The following is a 17,951-nucleotide window of genomic DNA, read 5'->3' as shown; positions in this document are numbered from 1 at the left end:
GCATAGGGTGGGTCAGGCAGAACGCCGTAACCCGCCATGGCATCAACCCTGCGCGATCTTATGGTTGGACATCAGCTCGATGGCCTGGCACAGCGCGGAGTGGTCCAGGCCCGACAGGCCATTGGCGGCGCAGGCGTTCATCAGTTCCTGGGTGTTGGCGGTGTTGGGCAGCGATACGCCCAGCTGCTTGGCGCCTTGCAGGGCCAGGTTCAGGTCCTTCTGGTGCAGCTGGATGCGGAAGCCCGGATTGAACGAACGCTTGACCATGCGCTCGCCGTGCACTTCCAGGATGCGCGAGGAGGCGAAGCCGCCCATCAGCGCTTCGCGCACCTTGGCAGGATCGGCACCGGCCTTGGAGGCGAACAGCAGCGCTTCGGCCACGGCCTGGATGTTCAGCGCCACGATGATCTGGTTGGCCACCTTGGTGGTCTGGCCGTCGCCGTTGCCGCCGACCAGGGTGATGTTCTTGCCCATCAGGTCGAACAGCGGCTTGACGGTGTCGAACGCTTCGGCAGGGCCGCCGACCATGATGGTCAGCGAGGCCGCCTTGGCGCCCACTTCGCCGCCGGAGACCGGCGCGTCCAGGTAGGCGCAGCTTTTCTTGTTGATCTTCTTGGCGAATTCCTTGGTGGCGATGGGCGAGATGGAGCTCATGTCGACCACGATCTTGCCGGCCGTGAGGCCGGCTGCCACGCCGTTTTCGGCGAACAGGGCTTCTTCAACGTGCGGGGTGTCCGGCACCATCAGGAAGATGATGTCGGCGCGCTTGGCCACTTCGGCGGCCGAGGTGCACACGGTGGCGCCGCCGTCGATCAGGTTGGCTGGCGGGTTCTTGATGTCATGCAGGTACAGCTTGTGGCCGCCGGCTTGCAGGTGGCCTGCCATTGGGGCGCCCATGATGCCCAGTCCGATGAATCCGAGGTTTGCCATGATATTTTCTCCTAGTGGTTTTTAAGTTTAAGCAGCCAGTTTCTGGATCCAGCCCAGGCCTTCTTCGGTGCCGTTTTGCGGCTTGTACTCGCAGCCGATCCAGCCGTCGTAGCCGATCTGGTCCAGGTAGTTGAGCAGGTAGCGGTAGTTGATCTCACCCGTGCCCGGCTCGAAGCGGCCTGGATTGTCTGCCAGCTGGATATGCTTGATGACGGACTGGTTGGCCTTGATGGTGTTGGCCAGTTCGCCTTCCATGCGTTGCATGTGATAGATGTCGTACTGCAGGAACAGGTTGTCCGAACCCACCGCTTCAATCAGTTCAAGGCCCTGGCGGGTGCCCGACAGGAAGAAGCCCGGGATGTCGAAGGTGTTGATCGGCTCGATCAGCAGCGGGATGCCGGCCTTCTTCAGGGCGGCGGCCGCGAACTTCAGGTTCTTCACCAGCGTTTCCTGCGCCTTGGCGCGCTCCACGTTGGGCGGCAGGATGCCGACCAGGCAGTTGATGCGCTGCGTGCCCAGTGCTTTCGCGTAGCGCAGCGCCATCTCCACGCCGTATTCGAACTCGCTCACCCGGTCCGGCAAGCAGGCGATGCCGCGTTCGCCGCCAGCCCAGTGGCCGGCCGGCAGGTTGTGCAGCACCATCTCCAGCTGGAACTGGTGCAGTTTCTCGGACAGCTGTTCCGGTTCGAAGTCGTACGGAAACAGGAACTCCACGCCCTTGAACCCGGCGCGCGAGGCGGCGCCGAAGCGGTCCAGGAAGTGCAGTTCGTTGAACAGCATGGTGAGGTTGGCGGCGAATTTAGGCATGGTCTACTCCTTACGCGACATCCAGGATGTCGTTGAATTCATTGATGGCGTTGATCTCGGTACCCATGGCGATGTTGGTCACGCGCTCCAGGATGATCTCGACCACGACAGGCACGCTGAATTGCGCCATCAGTTCGCGGGCACGTTCGAACGCAGGGATGATGTCGTCCGGCTTGTGCACGCGGATCGCCTTGCAGCCCAGGCCTTCGACCACGGCAACGTGGTCCACGCCGTAGCCGTTCAGTTCCGGCGCGTTCACGTTCTCGAAGGCCAGTTGCACGCAGTAGTCCATGTCGAAGCCGCGCTGCGACTGGCGGATCAGGCCCAGGTAGCTGTTATTGACCAGCACGTGGATGTAAGGCAGCTTGAATTGCGCGCCCACGGCCAGCTCTTCGATCAGGAACTGGAAGTCGTAGTCGCCCGAGATCGCGACGATGTCGGTGGTCGGATCGGCGGCCCGGACCCCCAGCGCGGCGGGGATGGTCCAGCCCAGCGGACCGGCCTGGCCGCAGTTGATCCAGTTGCGCGGCTGGTACACATGCAGGAACTGCGCGGCGGCGATCTGCGACAGGCCGATGGCCGACACGTAGCGGGTGTTGCGGCCGAAGTAGTTGTTCATTTCTTCGTACACGCGCAGCGGCTTGACCGGCACTTCGTCGTAGTGGGTCTTGCGCAGCATGGTGCGCTTGCGTTCCTGGCACTGGTGTACCCAGCCGGTGCGGTCCTTCAGCTTGCCGGCGGCCTTCCATTCCTTGGCCACTTCGACCAGCAGTTCCAGCGCGTAGCCGGCGTCCGAGACGATGCCCAGGTCGGGACCGAAGACGCGGCCGATCTGGGTCGGTTCAATGTCGATGTGGACGAAGCTGCGGTCGGCTGTGAACACGTCCACTGAGCCGGTGTGGCGGTTGGCCCAGCGGTTGCCGATGCCGATCATGAAGTCCGACGCCAGCACGGTGGCGTTGCCGTAGCGGTGCGAGGTTTGCAGGCCCGCCATGCCGGCCATCAGCGGGTGGTCGTCGGGGATGGTGCCCCAGCCCATCAGGGTCGGGATCACCGGCACGTTGACGATCTCGGCGAATTCCTGCAGCAGCGCCGAGGCGTTGGCGTTGATGATGCCGCCGCCGGCGGTGATCAAGGGCTTGTCGGCATCGTTCAGCATGCCCAGCGCTTTTTCAACCTGGGCGCGGGTGGCGCGCGGCTTGTACACTGCCATCGGCTCGTAGGTCTCGGGATCGAACTCGATCTGCGCCATCATCACGTCGAACGGCAGGTCGATCAGCACCGGGCCCGGACGGCCCGAGCGCATCAGGTGGAACGCTTGCTGGAAAGCGCGCGGCACCTGGGCCGGTTCCAGCACGGTGGTGGCCCACTTGGTGACCGGCTTGGCGATGGACGAGATGTCGACCGCCTGGAAGTCTTCCTTGTGCATGCGGGCACGCGGGGCCTGGCCGGTAATGCACAGGATAGGAATCGAGTCGGCCTGGGCCGAGTACAGGCCGGTGATCATGTCGGTGCCGGCGGGACCGGAGGTGCCGATGCACACGCCGATGTTGCCGGCGGCGGCGCGGGTGTATCCTTCTGCCATGTGCGAGGCGCCTTCCACGTGGCGGCCCAGGATGTGCTTGATGCTGCCGTTCTTCTTCAGCGCCGCGTACAGCGGGTTGATGGCCGCGCCCGGTACGCCGAATGCGACCGAAATGCCTTCTTTTTGCAGTACGTGGACCGCCGCTTCGGCTGCCGTCATCTTTGCCATGGTGTTCTCCTAAGTTATGTGCAAATACCGTTGTTGATGTTTTGTATGCTATAGGCGATCTCCTCGCTTGATAAGACAACAAAATATCCGTTTATTCGATACTCTGAGTATGGAATAATGTCCGCATGGATAAACTCAAACAAATCGAAGCTTTTGTGGCGGTGGTGGAGAAGGGCAGCCTGGCGCGCGCGGCGCTGGTGCAGAACATCACGCCGGTGATGCTGGGGCGCCGTATCGACGCGCTGGAGAAGCGCCTCGGCGTGAAACTGATGCACCGCACCACGCGCCATCTGACGCTCACCGAGCAGGGCAATGTGTTCCTGGACGACTGCCGCAAGCTGCTATCGGACTTCGAGGTGGCCGAGCGCAATATTTCGGAGGGGCGGCACAAGGCCACCGGCCACCTGATTGTGTCCGCGCCGGCCTCGTTCGGGCGCCAGCATGTTGCGCCGCACGCGCCGGCCTTCCTGGCCGCCAACCCGGAGGTGCAGATCTCCTTTAACCTGACCGACCAGGTGATCGACCTGGTGCGCGAGGGTTACGACCTGGGCATCCGCATCGGCGGCGTGATCGACCCGAGTTTCGTGGCGGTCAAGCTGGCCAAGAACCGGCGTGTTGTATGCGGGACACCGGATTACTTCGACCGCCACGGTATTCCGCGCACGCTGGACGACCTGGCGCACCATAATTGCCTGGCTTTCAACCTGCAGGGCGGGCAGCAGCGCGGCTGGTATTTCCAGCAGGGCGGCAAGCCGGTGACCATCAAGGTGCAGGGCAACCTGGATTGCAACGACGGCGAACTACTGCACCGCTGGGCGTGCGAGGGGCTGGGGCTGGCGTGGCGCTCGACCTGGGAAATCCAGGCGCAGCTGGCCGAGGGCAGCCTGATCACTGTGCTGGACGACTTCGCGCTGCCGGACTACGACATCATGGCGGTTTATCTACAGCAAAGACACCTGCCTGCCAAGATACGTTTCTTTATAGATGAGTTAAAGGCGGTTTACGCGCAAACAGGGTATTGGACACGCAACAGATAGTGGAAAATCGTTTTGTCGGTGTAATTGTTGTGGGTACACTGAAACATAGGGCCGCGTAAGACGGCATTCCAACATCATTCCCGGGAGTTTCGCATGGCCTTGCTGAGCCGTCTGTCGATCAAGAACAAACTCATGCTGAGCATGGGCCTCTGTCTGCTGTTGTTCATTATCATTTCCTCCACGCTCAGCATCGTCATGAGCAGCAGCAACAGCCGCGAACGCGTGGTGGAACAAGAGTTGCCGGCGCAGATAGGCGAAATCCGCAACGACATCCTGCGCCAGATTACGCAGCCCCTGTCGGTATCGCTCACCACCGCCAACAACACCTTCCTGCACGACTGGGAAGACGCCGGCGTGCCCGACGAAGGGCTGGAAGCGTGGAAGAAGGCGGCCAAGCAGCTCAAGGCCAAGAACCAGGCCGCCACCGTGTTCTGGATTTCGCACAGCACCGGCAAGTACTTTACCGATGCCGGCTACGACCGCACCCTGAGCAAGGACAAGCCGGGCGACCAGTGGTTCTACGGATTCCTCGACGGTAACAAGGCCTACACGCTGGACCTGGACAAGGACATCAGCGCCGATAGCTATATGCTGTTCATTAACACCCGCGTACAGACGGCCACCGGCAAGCTGGCCGTGGCCGGCCTGGGGCTGAGCGTGAACTCGCTGGCCCAGACGGTGCGCGCCTACAAGCTGGGCAAGTCCGGCTACGTCTACCTGGTGCGCGCCAACGGCACCCTGATCGTGCACCGCGATCCGGCGCTGGGCGACGGCAAACACCAATTGAAGGACGTGCCGGGCTTCACCCCGGAACTGCAGAAAACCCTGCTGAACGGAGAGAAATTCGCGCACAGCACCTATAACGGCGCCAACGGCAAGCAGTTCGTCGCGTCGTCCTATGTGCCCGAGCTGAACCTGTACGTGCTGGCCGAGGTGCCGGAGTCTGAAGTGCTGGGCAATATCGTGCGCTCGGCCACCGTGTCGTCGCTGATCGCGGCGCTGGTGGGCGGCGGCATCGGCCTGTTCGCCATCTATCTGATTGCCCGCGCGATTGCCGCGCCGGTGATGCGCGCCGCCGAGATGCTGGGCGATATCGCCAGCGGCGACGGCGACTTGAGCCGCCGCATGCCGGTGGAGTCGGAGGACGAAATCGGCGCGCTGGCGGCGGCGTTCAACCGCTTCGTCTCTTCGCTGAACGGCACCATCCTCAAGGTGCGCGACAGTACCCATTTGATCGCCACTGCGTCCAGCCAGATCGCCACCGGCAACTTCGATCTGTCTGCGCGTACCGAACACCAGGCGTCCAACCTGGAGGAAACCGCGGCCGCGATGGAGGAACTGACTTCCACCGTCAAGCAGAACAGCTCCAATGCGGAAGAGGCCAACAAGCTGGTGGCCGCCACCACCTCGGCTGCGGTGAAGGGCGGCACGGTCGTCACGCAGGTGGTGGACATGATGGGCGAGATCACCGAAAGCTCGCGCAAGATGTCGGACATTATCGGTGTCATCGACGGCATCGCTTTCCAGACCAATATCCTGGCGCTGAATGCGGCCGTGGAAGCGGCGCGGGCGGGCGAACAGGGGCGCGGCTTTGCAGTGGTGGCGTCCGAGGTGCGCAACCTGGCGCAGCGCTCGGCGGCTGCGGCCAAGGAGATCAAGGAATTGATCGTCGACTCGGTCGGCAAGGTGGAGGCCGGCGGCAAGCTGGCCGACACGGCGGGCGCCGCCATGTCCGAGATCGTCGCCTCGGTGCAGCACGTCGCCACGCTGATGGTGGAGATCACCTCGGCCAGCCACGAACAAAGCGACGGCATCGGCCAGGTCAACCAGTCCATCATCCAGATGGACGACGCCACGCAGCAGAACGCCGCGCTGGTGGAACAGGCCGCCGCCGCCGCGCAATCGCTGCAAGAGCAGGCCGCGCGGCTGGACCAGGTGGTGGGTATCTTCAAGCTCGAAGAAGCCGGCGCCACCTACGCTGGCGGCGCCAGCACCAGCACCAGCACCGCACTCGCGCTGCGCTAAGCGCCGCTGGACGGTATGCCGCAGGCGGTTAGGCCGGGGCTTCGCTCCGGCCGTAAGCCGCCGGAGCCGTCACGGACATCAAGCGTGCGCCGTCCCCAACTCATCTTCCGCCGCCCGCGCCAGCGCCTGCGGCTCCACATCCATGGCGCGCAAGGCGCGCGCAGCGAGGCTGTGCTGCATGCCCGCCGCCGCCAGCAGCACGTGCGCGCCGCACAGCGCGGTCGACGAGCGCTTTGCCAGTTCCGGCAGCGCCTGCATCAGCGCTTGTCCGGAAGGCTGCGAATTAAACAGCGCCGCCGGCTGGCCCGCGATCGGCGCCGGTGCGCCGACTCCGCCGGCATCGATGCCCAGCTTCTTCAGCGCGTCCACGTGCTGCCCCGCCAGCGCCCTGCGGTACGCGTCCGCATCCTTGCCCAGCCGCTCGAACACGCGCCGCGCCGACCCATCATCGAGCTCCAGGGCAGACAGCACATAGTGCTCCGCCCCCGGGTGCTCCTGGCCCGCCACGCGCGCGTGGCCTTCCGCGCCTTCGCACAGCGATTTGATCGTGCGCATATCCTGCAGGTGCTGCTTAAACTTGGAAAACATCGATAGCCTCCTAAAGTCAATCAATCCCGCGCCAGGCTGCCCGCGTGCTTCTTGTGCGCGGCTTGCCTGGTGACGCCGAGCGCCTCCGCCACCTGGGCCCATGTCCAGCCATCCGCGATGGCCTGCCTGACCGCCTTGCGCTCGAGTTGATCGGCCATCGCGCGCAGGGCTACCACTGCGGCCAGCGCATCGGATGGTTCTTCGGGAAGAGTGAGTGTGTGGAGATCAGGCATGCGTCAACTTTAGTTGACGCATGTGGGGTTGTCAACCAAAGTTGACGAGATTTTTTGCTGCAGGTTTTAGAACAGCTTGCTCAGGTCCGGACGGGTGGCCAGCGCCTGCTTGACGATGGCGGTGACTTTTTCGCGCTCGGCGCCTTGCAGCGGCTGGCGCGGACGGCGCACGTTCTCGTTGCCCACGCCGGCCAGCGCTTCCACCAGCTTCAGGTTCTGCACCAGCTTGGTCGACACGTCCAGGTGCAGCAGCGGCATGAACCACTGGTACAGCTTCAGCGCTTCGTCGTAGCGCTTGGCTTTCATCAGCTTGTACAGCGCCACGGTCTCGGCCGGGAAGGCCACCACCAGGCCGGCCAGCAGGCCGTCCGCGCCCACCGCCAGGCCTTCGAAGGACAGGTCGTCCACGCCCATGAACAGCTGGTAGCGCGTGCCCACGGCATTGCGCAGGTCGGTGATGCGGCGGATATTGTCGGTCGATTCCTTGATGGCGACGATGTATTCGCAATCCGCCAGTTCCTGGAAGTCTTCCGGCGTCAGGTCCACCTTGTAGGTGACCGGATTGTTGTACACCATGATGGGCAGCCTGGCCGCCGCCGCGATGGTGCGCAGGTTGTCCTTGGCTTCGCGCGCGTCCGCCGCGTACAGCACGGATGGCATCACCATGAAGCCGTCCACGCCCAGTTCGCGCGCCTGCTCGACGAAGCGGATCGCATTGGCGGTGCGGGTTTCGCTCACGTTGGCCAGCACCGGCACGCGGCCGTTGGCAACCTTGATGGCGGTCTTGGTGACAGCCAGTTTCTCGTCGAAGGACAAGGTGCTGGCCTCGCCCAGCGAGCCGCAGGTGACTAGGCCGTGCACGCCGTTCTGGATCTGGAACTCAAAGTGCTTTTCCATTTCGGCGTGGTCGAGTTCCTCGTTGGGGTGGAACTTGGTGGTCACTGCCGGGAATATGCCCTGCCATTTTGCTGCGCTCATGCTGATCTCCTGGGTGGGTTATGGTTGGATGATGATGCTATCGACGCGTGCCGGTGTAATCGGAACGCGAACCGAATCGGGGCGCCAGCCGTACAGCGTGGCGGTGGCGCTGCCGCAGATGCGGCCCTGGCAAGGGCCCATGCCGCAGCGCGTGTGTAGCTTGGCACTGCGCCAGCTGTCGTGCTGGCGCAGCTCGCCATGGCAAACGTCTTCGCAGCGGCAGACGATGGTGCTGTCGTCCGCCAGTGCGCGAATTTCGGGTCGCAGGGCAAAGGCGCGCGCGAGGCGCCGCGCAAATGCCTGCCAGCGGCTGCGGGTGCTGATGAAGGGGAGGGCCAAGTCCTGCCTGCCGGCCGCGGCCAGGCCGGCGATGCGGCCCTCGGCCAGCGCCTTGTCCACACCGCCCACGCCCGTGCCTTCGCCGGCGCAGTAGATGCCGGGCACGGTGGTCAGCTGCCAGGTGTCGGTCCGCACCGCTTGCGTGTCCGGAATGATGGCGCAGCCGAGCGCCATCGCCAGTTCGGGATTGGGCACCAGGCCGTAGCCGCAGGCCAGGTAGTCGCAGGCGATGATCTGCGTGCGGCCGCCGCTTTGCAGTTCGACGCTGTGCAACTGTGCTGGCGGTTGCCCTGCCTGGCCGCTAGCCGAGCCGGCTGCGCCGTTGGCCGCGCTATTGCTAGCCTTGGCGGCGGTCACGTAGCTGTCGCGGTGGTACGGGATGCCGCGCAGGCTGCGCCACAGCTTCAGCGCCTGTGCGATCTTGGATGGCGTGGCGAGCAGGCCGAGGGCGAAGCGCGCCAGCTGTGGCTTGGCCGCCTGTTCGGCGATGGCGACAACCTGCGCGCCACGTTCGGTCAGCGTGGCGGCGACGGCCAGCAGCAGCGGGCCCGAGCCGGCGACGACCACGCGCTTGCCCGCTACCGGAAAGCCGCCCTTGGCGAGCGCCTGCAGGCCGCCGGCGCCGGTGACGCCGGGCAGGGTCCAGCCGGGGAAGGGCAGCAGCAGTTCGCGCGCGCCTGTGGCGAGGATCAGGCGCTGGTAGTGCAGCACGGCGGCGGCATCGGGCGACTGCACCAGCAGCTGGCCGTCGGCGGGCGCATACAGCACGCGGTGGTGCTGCATGAAGGTGATGTTGGGCGCGGCCTGCAGTTCGTTCAACAGCGCAATGGCGCGCCCGTCCTGCTGCTGATGCGCGCCGCCGCGCCAGATCTGGCCACCGGCCAGCGGATTGTCGTCCACCACGCCGATGCGGGCGTTCGGCGCCGCCGCAGCCGCCGCGTGCGCCGCGGCCAGACCGGCCGGTCCGGCGCCGATGACGAGGATGTCGAACAGCTGCGTCATGCCGCGTCCTCCGCGAGCGGAGTGCGAACCTGCATGCCTGGCGCGCACGGCGTCTGGCAAGCCAGCTGGTGGGCACGGCCGTCTATCGTCACGCGGCATTCATGGCACACGCCCATGCCGCACAAGGGGCCGCGCAGCATGCCGCTGACGGAGCGCCGGGTGACAGCGGCACCTGCCGTGTGTACGGCGATGGCGGCCACCACCGTGCTGCCTGCAGGGACGGTGACGGTCTGGCCGTCTATCGCGAGGCTGATCAGCTCAGGCATGCGCGCTCCTCATTTGCGAAAAGCGGGCCGGCAGATAGGGCAGCGCCGGGATGGCGGCGCTTTCGTCCAGCATCTGCGCGGCCAGCAGCTGCGCGGTGGCGAGCGAGGTGGTGATGCCGAGGCCTTCATGGCCGGTGGCCAGCCACAGGCCGGGGCGGGCAGGGTGGGGGCCGATAATGGGCAGGCCGTCCGGGCTGGCGGCGCGCAGGCCGGTCCAGCAGCGCAGCACGTTCATGCCGGCCAGCGCGGGCGTGAAGGCGGCGGCGTGGCGCAGCATGCGGGCCATCATGGCGTGGTCCACGGCGGAGTCTGTGGTGCCGAACTGGCGCGAGGAGCCGATCAGGATCTGGCCCGTGGGGCGGGGCTGCAAATTGAACGCCACCGAGTCGCCGCTGGCGGCATGGGCGCTCTTGATGTAGCCCAGCTCCACCAGCTGGTGACGGATAAACCCGGGGTAGCGGTCGGTAATGGCAACGTGGCCCTTTTTCGGCTGCACCGGCAGGTCGGCCAGCAGCGCCGATGAGCGCGAACCCGCAGCCAGCACGATGCGTCCGCCCTGCAGGCGTGTGCCGTCCGCCAGGACGACGCCATTGCCGCCTTCAAGATGCTGAACCGTGCCGCTGAGCAGCCGGGCGCCGCGTGCGATGGCGCGGTCCATCAGGATGCGCGCGCTCTTGGGCGGGTAGACCAGGCCGTCGCCATCGACCAGCAGGCCGCCGGCCAGGCCGGGCCGCAGCTGCGGCTCGCGTTCGTACAATCTTTGCGCATCGAGCATGCGGCACGGCAGGCCATGCGCCGTCATGGTTTGCGCCTTGACGCGCGCTGCGGCCATCTCTTCATCATCGGCGGCAACCCAGATGGTGCCGCATTGGCTGTACTCGTGCCGGCCCGGCTGCCCGGCCACAAACTCGCGCCACAGCTCCAGCGACCATGCCGATAGCGCCAGCTCGGCCGCATTGTCGTCCATCACCACCAAGTGCCCCATGCCGGCCGCCGTTGCGCCGGAACCGACCACCTCCTGCTCGACCACCGTCACGCGCAGACCGCGCGCCGACAGCGCATCCGCGCAAGCCGCGCCGATAATGCCCGCGCCGACGATCAACACGTCCGGCAAGCTCACCGTATGCCCCACACCAGCGGGTCGGACGGATCGAGTATCAGCGTGGCCTGCGAGTTCACCCAGGCCTGGCCGCGTATGCTCGGTATCAGCTTGCCGCCGTCGTAACGGTAGGTGCCCTCGAACACGCTGCCGACAATGCTCTCCTGCCGCCACACCGCGCCTTCGGCCAGCTTGCCGTCTGCCGCCAGGCAGGCCAGCTTCGCGCTGGTGCCGGTGCCGCAGGGGGAACGGTCGTAGGCGTTGCCGGGGCAGAGCACAAAGTTCCGGCTGTCCGCGCTGGACGAAGGCGCAAACAGTTCGATGTGGTCGATCTCCGCGCCGTCCGCGCCGGTGATGCCCGCCGCGGCCAGCGCCTTGCGCACGGCGGAGGTAAACGCCGTCAGTGCGCCCGCATTCGATACATGCAGCTCCTGCCCATGCTCTGCCACCAGGAAGAACCAGTTGCCGCCCCAGGCCACGTCGCCCGTCACGCCGCCATGGCCGGGCACCCGCACCGTCACCGCGTGCCGCGCGCGGTAGGCCGCCACGTTTTCCACGGTCACGCTGCCGTCCGCGTGCAGCTCCGCTTCCACCACGCCCACCGGCGTATCGATGCGGTGCACGCCCACGCCGATACGGCCCATATAAGCCAGCGAAGCCACCAGCCCGATGGTGCCGTGCCCGCACATGCCGAGATAGCCGACGTTGTTGAAGAAGATGACGCCTGCTGCACAATCGGCCGCATGCGGCTGGCACAGCAGCGCGCCCACCAGCACGTCCGAACCGCGCGGTTCGCACACCACGGCGGAACGGAAGTTGTCGTGCTCGCGGCGCAGCAGTTCAAGGCGCTCATGCAACGGCCCGCTGCCGAGTTCCGGCCCGCCTGCGGTGACCAGGCGGGTCGGTTCGCCGCCGGTGTGGGAATCGATAATGGAGATGGTTTTCATGTTGAAATCATATGCCTTCCGCAGCCCGCCGTCTTGCAGGCGCTGCGCATCAAAGATGACGAAATCGGCACAATCGCCTTTCCGTCCGCAGGCCGTGCGAGAATGCGGCCATGGATACCGCAAAAACGGGAGGCGCCCGCCTGGCACTGGGCGCAAACATCGCCGACGTGTTCTTTGCCGAGCCGCTGTTCGACGCGCTGCCGGACGTGGTGTTTTTCGTCAAGGACGTGCAGGGCCGCTACGTGGTGGTGAACCAGACGCTGGTCAAGCGCTGCGGCTTGAAGCACAAGGATGCGCTATTGGGAAGGACCTCGGCCGAAGTGTTCGCGCGGCCCTTCGGCCAGAATTACCTGGCGCAGGACGAAGCGGTGCTGGCGGGCGGTGCGGAGATCGCGGACCAGCTGGAGCTGCACCTGTATCCGAACCGCGATCCAGGCTGGTGCCTGACCCGCAAGACCGCATTGCGCGGCGCGTCGGGCGCCATCGTCGGCCTGACCGGCATTTCGCGCGACCTGGCCATGGAGGACAGGAAGAATTCGGCCTACCACAAGGTGGCTGCGGCGGCGCGGCTGATACAGGAGCGCTACGACCAGCCGTTGCCGCTGCCGGAGCTCGCGCGCACGGCGAATATGTCGGTGGCGCAGCTGGAGCGCTATTTCCTGCGCATTTACCAGCTCACGCCGCGCCAGGTCATCATCAAGACCCGGGTGGATGCTGCATCGCGCATGCTGGCCGGGCCTGCCAGCGTGGCGGAGATTGCCATGGCGTGCGGATACGGCGACCACAGTGCTTTCACCCGCCAGTTTCGCGCCACCGTGGGGGTGACGCCGACTCAGTACCGGCGGGTTACGCTACGCTAGGCGCGCCCCGCCAACCCGCCCTGCAACACTATCCCAGCCGTACCTTTAGCCTTCCTCGCGCCAGCGGCGCAGCCACACGGCGCCGGCGATCATGGCCACGCCGGCGGCAACACCTATCCACAGCGACGGGGTGCCCAGCGTGCTCCAGGAGGCACTGAACAGGTCCGCGTTGCGCACGTGCTCCGCGCCTTCCTGCACCAGCTGGTTCGGATCGATCCGGCTGTGCATGAACCAGTTGCCGGGCGCCACGCCGAGCAGCATGCGGCTGACGATGTTCTCCATGAACCAGCCCGGCGCCATGCCCAGGCCGAAGATCTTGTTGGCCCAGGCGATCAATACCGCCGTCACCAGCGGCGCGCCCACCGCCCACAGGAACACCTTGGAGCGCGCCCAGCTCGACACCAGCAACAGCCAGCCCACGGTGGGCAGGGCCCACAGCACGTACACCGGCAGCAGGCCCAGGAGGCGCAGCGGCGACAGGTAGAAGGAGGGCGAGGACAGCACCGGGCCGATCAGGTTCACCCCGTGCATCGCCATGCTCACGCCCAGCAGCAGCGTAATCACCAGCGACAGCGCGATGCCGATCAACACGCTGACCAGCGGTATCGCCACCAGTGCCAGCGCCACCTTGGACAGCACCGTCATCTGGTCCGATACCGGCAGCGATTTCCAGAACAGCAGGCTGCGGTCGCGGCGGTCGTCGTGCAGCGCGCCGAGGCAGTAGAAGAACACCAGGAAGCCCAGGATAATCAGGATGGGCACCGAGAAGGCCATGTAGACGTCCGCCAGCATGGCGATGGTAGTGTCGCGCGCCTCGCCGCCCAGTTCCACGCTGATCTTGCTGGCGCTGCCCTCGAAGGCCATGTTGCGGCCCAGCAGCAGCCCGCCCAGCGTCAGCAGGGCGATCAGCCCGGCCACCACGGCAGGCGCCCACACCACCATGCCCTTGTGTTCCCAGAACTCGCGCTTGATCAGCCATTTCATCGTTTTCATTCGTAGCTCCCTTTCATGGTGGCGACAAACAGGTCCGCAACGCTCGGGGTGCGGATCTCGCCGAATTTTTCAAGCTGCGCGCGCGAAGCGCCGTCGAACAGCATCACTGCCTTGCCGAACACGCTGCGCTGCGTCATCGGCGCCAGCGCGTTGGCAGCGTTGATGTGCTGCGGCTCCACCATCACTTCGGTGTAGCGGTCGCCGATTTCCTCCATCGACGCCGCCAGCGTGATCTTGCCGTCGCGGATGAACATCAGGTCGGTCAGGATGTTCTCCACTTCCTCGATCTGGTGGGTGGTGATGATGATGGTCTTGTTCTCGTCGAAGTAGTCCTCCAGCAGGTTGTGGTAGAACTGCTTGCGGTACAGGATGTCCAGCCCCAGCGTGGGTTCGTCCAGCACCAGCAGCTTGGCGTCGATCGCCATTACCAGCGCCAGGTGCAGCTGCACGATCATGCCCTTGGACATGGCCTTGACCTTCATGTCCGGTTCCAGCTTGGTGTGGGCGATGTAGCGCTCGGCCTTCTCGCGGTTGAAGCGCGGATGCACCCCTTCCACGAAATCGATCGCGTCCTTCACCTTCAGCCAGCGCGGCAGCACGGCCACGTCGGCGATGAAGCACACTTCGTTCATCAGCGCGTCGCGCTGCTTGCTCGGGTCCATGCCCAGCACCGACAGTTCGCCCTCGAAGCGGGTCAGGCCGAGGATGGCCTTGAGCGTGGTGGTCTTGCCCGACCCGTTGGGGCCGATCAGGCCGACCACGCGGCCGGGCTGGATCTCGAAACTGGCTTCGTCCAGCGCCAGTTTCTTGCCATAGCGCTTGGTGAGGTTGCGGGCGGTGATCAGGGCGCTCATGCCGGCGCTCCCGGCTGCGTGCCAGGCTGTGAAGCGCGCAGCAGCTGCTCCAGGTCCAGCCCCAGGCGGCGGATGCGCTCCACCATGGCCGGCCATTCCTCGCGCACAAAGCGTTCGCGTTCGGTGGCCAGCAGTTTTTCGTGAGCGCCTTCGGTAACGTACATGCCTAACCCCCTTCGTTTTTCAACCAGGCTTTCGTCTACCAGTTCCTGGTAGGCCTTGGATACGGTAATCGGATTCAATTGGTAGTCGGCGGCGATCTGCCGCACCGAGGGCAGGGCGTCGCCGGGCTTGAGCAAGCCGTCCAGCATCATGCCGAGCACCCGCTCCTTGAGCTGGCGATAAATCGGCGCGTTGTCATTCCACATACATGCGTCCTCCTAGTGATGTGATGAAGTGGTGTTGTAGTGAACTATAACACTAGATTTGCGCACCGACGGTTTTTTTTTTGCATGCAGTCAGGACAGGCGTTGCAGCAGGGCGACGGCGTTGGCGGTGGCGGCGCCGGATGCGGTGTTGTCGAAGATGCACCAGGCGTCGTGGCCGTTGCCGGCGCGGCCGGCCAGGCTGACGGCGGCCTGGTCCAGGAATTCGCCGTCGTAGGACGAAAAGTAGACGCGCGGGCTGCCGTGAAGGCGGGCGTAGGTGGTGGCGGTGGTGGCCACGTGCGGGCCGGGCTGGCCGGCCGGCGGATCGGCGGTCACGCGCGTGACGGCGACATCGCTCAGCAGGGCGGTGGCGGCGCCGCCGAACCAGCTGGAATGGCGGGCTTCGCAGGCGAGCATGCAGCCGAAGTGTTGCCGGGCCAGCGTGAAGAATGTTGCGGCGAGGGCCGGGTCGAACTGCAGGCTGGGCGGCAGCTGGACCAGCACGCAGCCCAGTTTGGCGCCCAGGCCTGCCGCTTCGCCGGCGAAGCGCTGCATGGCCTCAGTGCAATCCGCCAGGCGCAGCTCATGCGTCATTTGCTTGGGCGCCTTGACGGCGAAACGGAAATCGTCCGGCACGCTGGCGGCCCAGCGTGCGTAGACCTGCGGCTGGTGCGGGCGGTAGAACGAGGAATTGATTTCGGCGGCGTTGAAGACGGCGGCGTACCGCTGCAAGTGGCTGCCTTCGGCGGGAAAGTCGCCGCTGGCCGCCCGTGGGATGGACCAGCCCGCGCATCCGATTCGCACTACCGCCATGGCGCCTCCGTCGTGGATGAAATACACTCTACGGCACCCGGGCGCAGTGTGTCGCCCGCTTAACCGGAACCAAGATGACCTTCACTCCCCATCGCCGCCACATCCTTGCCGTGGCTACCATCGCCACCGCTGCCGCCGCTGCAGGCTTGCTGGCCTCGTGCGCGGGCCTGATCGGCCCGCGCCAGTTCGAGGTGCCGCTCGAGCGCCTGCAGAAGAACCTGGGCCAGCGCTTCCCCGTCAGCCACCGCGTGCTGGGCGTGTTCGATGTTCAGCTGAGCAATCCGCAGCTGAGCACGGTGGGACAGAACGACCGCGTCGCGCTGTCGGCCGAGCTGACCGTGTCGCCCATGCTGATGCGGCAATCGTGGCGCGGCAGCCTGGCGCTGTCCGGGCGGCTGGTGGTGGACAACGCGCGCAGCGCCGTCTTTCTCAGCGACGCGCAGGTGGACCGTTTCGCCATCGACGGCATAGCTGAATCGCAGCAGCGCCAGATCGCCGGCGCCGCCAACATCCTGGCCGACAAGCTGATACGCGACGTGCCGCTGTACAGCTTCAAGCCGGAAGACCTGCGCTACGCGGGCGTGCAGTTTGTGCCGACCGGCATTCGCACCACGTCCAGCGCCCTGGTCATCATGCTGGAACCGGCGACTCAGGCCGGACAGACCGCGCAGCGCTAAGGCGCCATTCGCGGGTGTTGCACTGTGACAATCCGCGTATATTTTCGGGCTTGCGAACGGCGATAATTCCTCTTTTTGCTGACAGAGGTAGTTATGCCGTACATCGGTGCCGGACTCCATATCGCCATCGCGCTGTTCTTCGCCGTGCACGCCGTGCGGTCGCGGCAGCAGACCTACTGGCTGTTCATCCTGTTTTCCTTCCCGCTGCTGGGCAGCATTGTCTATTTTGTGGCGATCTACCTGCCCAACTCGCGGCTTGAGCATGGCGCGCGCAAGGTTGTCACGGCGGCGGCGCGTACGCTGGACCCGGGCCGCGAGCTGCGCGAAGCGCGCGCCGCCTTCGACTACACACCTACCGCGCAGAACCAGATGCGCCTGGCGCAGGCACAGTTGGAGGCGGGCGCCGCAGCGGAAGCCGCCGCCACCTACGGCGCCTGCCTGAACGGCGTGTTCGGCGCCGACCTGGAAATCCGCCGCGGCGCCGCGCGCGCCAACCTGGCGTGCGGCCGGGCGGGCGAAGCCATCGGCCACCTCGACTTCATCATCCAATCCGACCCGGGCTTCCGCGCCGAGGAAATCGCCTTGCTGCGCGCCCAGGCGTTGGGCGCCGGCGGCCGCCAGGATGAAGCACGCACCGCCTTCGAAGACGCGCTGGCCCGCTATGGCAGCTTCACGGTACGCGCCGAATACGCCATCTGGGCCGCCTCCGTCGGCGACACCCGGCTGGCAGCCGCCCAGCGTCCAGAACTGGAGCGCGCGATGCAGCGCTGGAACCGCAACACCCGCGATCTCAACGCCGACCTGATCCGCCGCCTGAACGCCGCTTACGCTGCCTGAGCGAAAGCCTCCGGCGCCACGCGGCAGGCGTTGGCGATAAAGGAGATGGTGTGGTAGTAGCCGCATAGGGCGATGATTTCGAGGATCTGGTCCGGCTGGTAGGCCGACGCCAGCTCCTGCCACGTCGCCTCCGAGATAGCGGCGCTGTCGTGCAGTTCGTCGACGGCGCGCAGCAGCAGCCCGGCGCCGGCCGCGGCCTGCGTGGCGGCAATGTCTTCGGCGCTCAGCCCGGCGGCGCGCGCGAACAGCGCCTTGTGCACGCCCCATTCGTAGTCGCAGCCGCAGCGCGCGCAGGTGCGCAGGATGACCAGTTCGCGTTCGCGCAGCGTGATGGCGCCGGGATCGAGCAGATTGCCGGCGAACAGGCGCTGCAGCACGCGTGGGCTGTGCGCCAGCGTGCGGAACAATCCCAGCGGTTCCATCCCCGGCGGCATGACGCGGTCAAAGGCTTGCTGCACGCCGGGCGCATAGGGCGCATCCAGCGGGGCGATTCTCGGTGTTTGCATGTCGGTCTCCTGAACAAGTGCTACAGTGCTGCTACGGAT

Annotated in this window: 20 protein-coding genes; 5 read left to right on the top strand and 15 right to left on the bottom strand. The window is 65.7% G+C overall.

Translation table 11 applies throughout. The annotated features are described in order from the left end of the window. Positions 1-42 precede the first annotated feature (42 nt). The 3 genes from ASD15_RS13535 to gcl are packed head-to-tail and all read right to left on the bottom strand — an operon-like array spanning position 43 to position 3,490. Positions 43-930, bottom strand: coding sequence for a 2-hydroxy-3-oxopropionate reductase (locus ASD15_RS13535; protein ID WP_057155508.1), 888 nt, complete (start codon positions 928-930; stop codon positions 43-45). A 27-nt stretch (positions 931-957) separates the two neighbouring features. After that, positions 958-1,737 carry a hydroxypyruvate isomerase gene (hyi, locus tag ASD15_RS13530; RefSeq protein WP_057155507.1) on the bottom strand — a complete coding sequence of 260 codons (780 nt, stop codon included), beginning with the start codon at positions 1,735-1,737 and terminating at the stop codon, positions 958-960. A gap of 10 nt (positions 1,738-1,747) precedes the next feature. Beyond that, positions 1,748-3,490, bottom strand: coding sequence for a glyoxylate carboligase (gcl, locus tag ASD15_RS13525; protein WP_057155506.1), 1,743 nt, complete (start codon positions 3,488-3,490; stop codon positions 1,748-1,750). Between the two features lie 125 nt (positions 3,491-3,615). Between gcl and ASD15_RS13520 the strand changes: the two genes are divergently transcribed. Both ASD15_RS13520 and ASD15_RS13515 read left to right on the top strand, forming a co-directional pair. After that, positions 3,616-4,527, top strand: a complete 912-nt coding sequence (locus ASD15_RS13520) for a LysR family transcriptional regulator (RefSeq protein ID WP_057155505.1) — start codon at positions 3,616-3,618, stop codon at positions 4,525-4,527. 93 nt (positions 4,528-4,620) lie between these two features. Continuing rightward, positions 4,621-6,552 carry a methyl-accepting chemotaxis protein gene (locus ASD15_RS13515; protein WP_057155504.1) on the top strand — a complete coding sequence of 644 codons (1,932 nt, stop codon included), beginning with the start codon at positions 4,621-4,623 and terminating at the stop codon, positions 6,550-6,552. Between the two features lie 78 nt (positions 6,553-6,630). Here ASD15_RS13515 and ASD15_RS13510 read toward each other — a convergent pair whose 3' ends face one another. The 7 genes from ASD15_RS13510 to ASD15_RS13480 form a co-directional block, all read right to left on the bottom strand. Further along, positions 6,631-7,140, bottom strand: coding sequence for a Clp protease N-terminal domain-containing protein (locus tag ASD15_RS13510; RefSeq protein WP_057155503.1), 510 nt, complete (start codon positions 7,138-7,140; stop codon positions 6,631-6,633). 20 nt (positions 7,141-7,160) lie between these two features. After that, positions 7,161-7,373, bottom strand: a complete 213-nt coding sequence (locus tag ASD15_RS13505; RefSeq protein WP_057155502.1) for a hypothetical protein — start codon at positions 7,371-7,373, stop codon at positions 7,161-7,163. Between the two features lie 66 nt (positions 7,374-7,439). Next, positions 7,440-8,351, bottom strand: a complete 912-nt coding sequence (locus ASD15_RS13500; protein WP_057155501.1) for a dihydrodipicolinate synthase family protein — start codon at positions 8,349-8,351, stop codon at positions 7,440-7,442. 18 nt (positions 8,352-8,369) lie between these two features. Continuing rightward, positions 8,370-9,692 carry an FAD/NAD(P)-binding oxidoreductase gene (locus ASD15_RS13495; protein WP_057155500.1) on the bottom strand — a complete coding sequence of 441 codons (1,323 nt, stop codon included), beginning with the start codon at positions 9,690-9,692 and terminating at the stop codon, positions 8,370-8,372. After that, positions 9,689-9,958, bottom strand: a complete 270-nt coding sequence (locus ASD15_RS13490; RefSeq protein ID WP_057155499.1) for a (2Fe-2S)-binding protein — start codon at positions 9,956-9,958, stop codon at positions 9,689-9,691. Before ASD15_RS13490 ends, ASD15_RS13495 begins: the two co-directional genes overlap by 4 nt. Next, complete coding sequence (locus tag ASD15_RS13485; protein WP_057155498.1) at positions 9,951-11,078, bottom strand: FAD-binding oxidoreductase; 1,128 nt, start codon at positions 11,076-11,078, stop codon at positions 9,951-9,953. Before ASD15_RS13485 ends, ASD15_RS13490 begins: the two co-directional genes overlap by 8 nt. Then, positions 11,075-12,004, bottom strand: a complete 930-nt coding sequence (locus tag ASD15_RS13480; RefSeq protein ID WP_057155497.1) for a 4-hydroxyproline epimerase — start codon at positions 12,002-12,004, stop codon at positions 11,075-11,077. The genes ASD15_RS13485 and ASD15_RS13480 overlap by 4 nt, the downstream gene beginning before the upstream one ends. Positions 12,005-12,114: 110 nt before the next feature. On the opposite strand from ASD15_RS13480, the gene ASD15_RS13475 reads away from it, so the two are divergent. Beyond that, entirely contained in the window at positions 12,115-12,864 is a 750-nt protein-coding gene (locus ASD15_RS13475; protein ID WP_057155496.1) for an AraC family transcriptional regulator, read from the top strand. A gap of 45 nt (positions 12,865-12,909) precedes the next feature. On the opposite strand, the gene ASD15_RS13470 is transcribed toward ASD15_RS13475, so the two are convergent. The 4 genes from ASD15_RS13470 to ASD15_RS13455 all read right to left on the bottom strand — a co-directional run bounded on the left by ASD15_RS13470 (position 12,910) and on the right by ASD15_RS13455 (position 15,892). After that, positions 12,910-13,857: a hypothetical protein gene (locus ASD15_RS13470; RefSeq protein ID WP_057155495.1), complete on the bottom strand. Its 948-nt coding sequence runs from the start codon at positions 13,855-13,857 to the stop codon at positions 12,910-12,912. After that, a complete protein-coding gene (locus ASD15_RS13465; protein WP_057155494.1) occupies positions 13,854-14,711 on the bottom strand; it encodes an ABC transporter ATP-binding protein in 858 nt (285 codons plus the stop codon). Before ASD15_RS13465 ends, ASD15_RS13470 begins: the two co-directional genes overlap by 4 nt. Then, positions 14,708-15,079 (bottom strand): GntR family transcriptional regulator, encoded by a 372-nt coding sequence (locus ASD15_RS13460; RefSeq protein WP_057155493.1) that lies wholly within the window; start codon positions 15,077-15,079, stop codon positions 14,708-14,710. The genes ASD15_RS13465 and ASD15_RS13460 overlap by 4 nt, the downstream gene beginning before the upstream one ends. Before the next feature lie 90 nt (positions 15,080-15,169). Further along, on the bottom strand, positions 15,170-15,892 hold the full coding sequence (locus tag ASD15_RS13455) for a DUF72 domain-containing protein (protein WP_057155492.1): 723 nt from the start codon (positions 15,890-15,892) through the stop codon (positions 15,170-15,172). A 74-nt stretch (positions 15,893-15,966) separates the two neighbouring features. On the opposite strand from ASD15_RS13455, the gene ASD15_RS13450 reads away from it, so the two are divergent. Further along, the gene (locus ASD15_RS13450; protein ID WP_057155491.1) at positions 15,967-16,569 is read left to right on the top strand and encodes a DUF1439 domain-containing protein; all 603 of its coding nucleotides are present in this window, start codon (positions 15,967-15,969) and stop codon (positions 16,567-16,569) included. A 93-nt stretch (positions 16,570-16,662) separates the two neighbouring features. Then, complete coding sequence (locus ASD15_RS13445; protein ID WP_057155490.1) at positions 16,663-17,406, top strand: hypothetical protein; 744 nt, start codon at positions 16,663-16,665, stop codon at positions 17,404-17,406. Here the strand turns inward: ASD15_RS13445 and ASD15_RS13440 are convergent. Next, positions 17,394-17,912, bottom strand: coding sequence for a carboxymuconolactone decarboxylase family protein (locus tag ASD15_RS13440; protein WP_057155489.1), 519 nt, complete (start codon positions 17,910-17,912; stop codon positions 17,394-17,396). The genes ASD15_RS13445 and ASD15_RS13440 overlap by 13 nt on opposite strands. Positions 17,913-17,951: the final 39 nt, after the last annotated feature.

The sequence above is a fragment of the Massilia sp. Root351 genome (assembly GCF_001425045.1).
Classification (GTDB): domain Bacteria; phylum Pseudomonadota; class Gammaproteobacteria; order Burkholderiales; family Burkholderiaceae_D; genus Rugamonas.
This window is presented reverse-complemented; position numbering and strand designations above follow the sequence as displayed.

Bases quoted from the DNA above. Each gene is read 5' to 3' on its own strand.
- ASD15_RS13465 (WP_057155494.1), bottom strand. From the start codon at position 14,711: ATGAGCGCCCTGATCACCGCCCGCAACCTCACCAAGCGCTATGGCAAG.
- hyi (WP_057155507.1), bottom strand. From the start codon at position 1,737: ATGCCTAAATTCGCCGCCAACCTCACCATGCTGTTCAACGAACTGCAC.
- ASD15_RS13475 (WP_057155496.1), top strand. From the start codon at position 12,115: ATGGATACCGCAAAAACGGGAGGCGCCCGCCTGGCACTGGGCGCAAAC.
- ASD15_RS13460 (WP_057155493.1), bottom strand. From the start codon at position 15,079: ATGTGGAATGACAACGCGCCGATTTATCGCCAGCTCAAGGAGCGGGTG.
- ASD15_RS13500 (WP_057155501.1), bottom strand. From the start codon at position 8,351: ATGAGCGCAGCAAAATGGCAGGGCATATTCCCGGCAGTGACCACCAAG.
- ASD15_RS13455 (WP_057155492.1), bottom strand. From the start codon at position 15,892: ATGGCGGTAGTGCGAATCGGATGCGCGGGCTGGTCCATCCCACGGGCG.
- ASD15_RS13515 (WP_057155504.1), top strand. From the start codon at position 4,621: ATGGCCTTGCTGAGCCGTCTGTCGATCAAGAACAAACTCATGCTGAGC.
- ASD15_RS13490 (WP_057155499.1), bottom strand. From the start codon at position 9,958: ATGCCTGAGCTGATCAGCCTCGCGATAGACGGCCAGACCGTCACCGTC.
- ASD15_RS13535 (WP_057155508.1), bottom strand. From the start codon at position 930: ATGGCAAACCTCGGATTCATCGGACTGGGCATCATGGGCGCCCCAATG.
- ASD15_RS13520 (WP_057155505.1), top strand. From the start codon at position 3,616: ATGGATAAACTCAAACAAATCGAAGCTTTTGTGGCGGTGGTGGAGAAG.
- ASD15_RS13510 (WP_057155503.1), bottom strand. From the start codon at position 7,140: ATGTTTTCCAAGTTTAAGCAGCACCTGCAGGATATGCGCACGATCAAA.
- ASD15_RS13470 (WP_057155495.1), bottom strand. From the start codon at position 13,857: ATGAAAACGATGAAATGGCTGATCAAGCGCGAGTTCTGGGAACACAAG.
- gcl (WP_057155506.1), bottom strand. From the start codon at position 3,490: ATGGCAAAGATGACGGCAGCCGAAGCGGCGGTCCACGTACTGCAAAAA.
- ASD15_RS13445 (WP_057155490.1), top strand. From the start codon at position 16,663: ATGCCGTACATCGGTGCCGGACTCCATATCGCCATCGCGCTGTTCTTC.
- ASD15_RS13480 (WP_057155497.1), bottom strand. From the start codon at position 12,004: ATGAAAACCATCTCCATTATCGATTCCCACACCGGCGGCGAACCGACC.
- ASD15_RS13440 (WP_057155489.1), bottom strand. From the start codon at position 17,912: ATGCAAACACCGAGAATCGCCCCGCTGGATGCGCCCTATGCGCCCGGC.
- ASD15_RS13450 (WP_057155491.1), top strand. From the start codon at position 15,967: ATGACCTTCACTCCCCATCGCCGCCACATCCTTGCCGTGGCTACCATC.
- ASD15_RS13495 (WP_057155500.1), bottom strand. From the start codon at position 9,692: ATGACGCAGCTGTTCGACATCCTCGTCATCGGCGCCGGACCGGCCGGT.
- ASD15_RS13505 (WP_057155502.1), bottom strand. From the start codon at position 7,373: ATGCCTGATCTCCACACACTCACTCTTCCCGAAGAACCATCCGATGCG.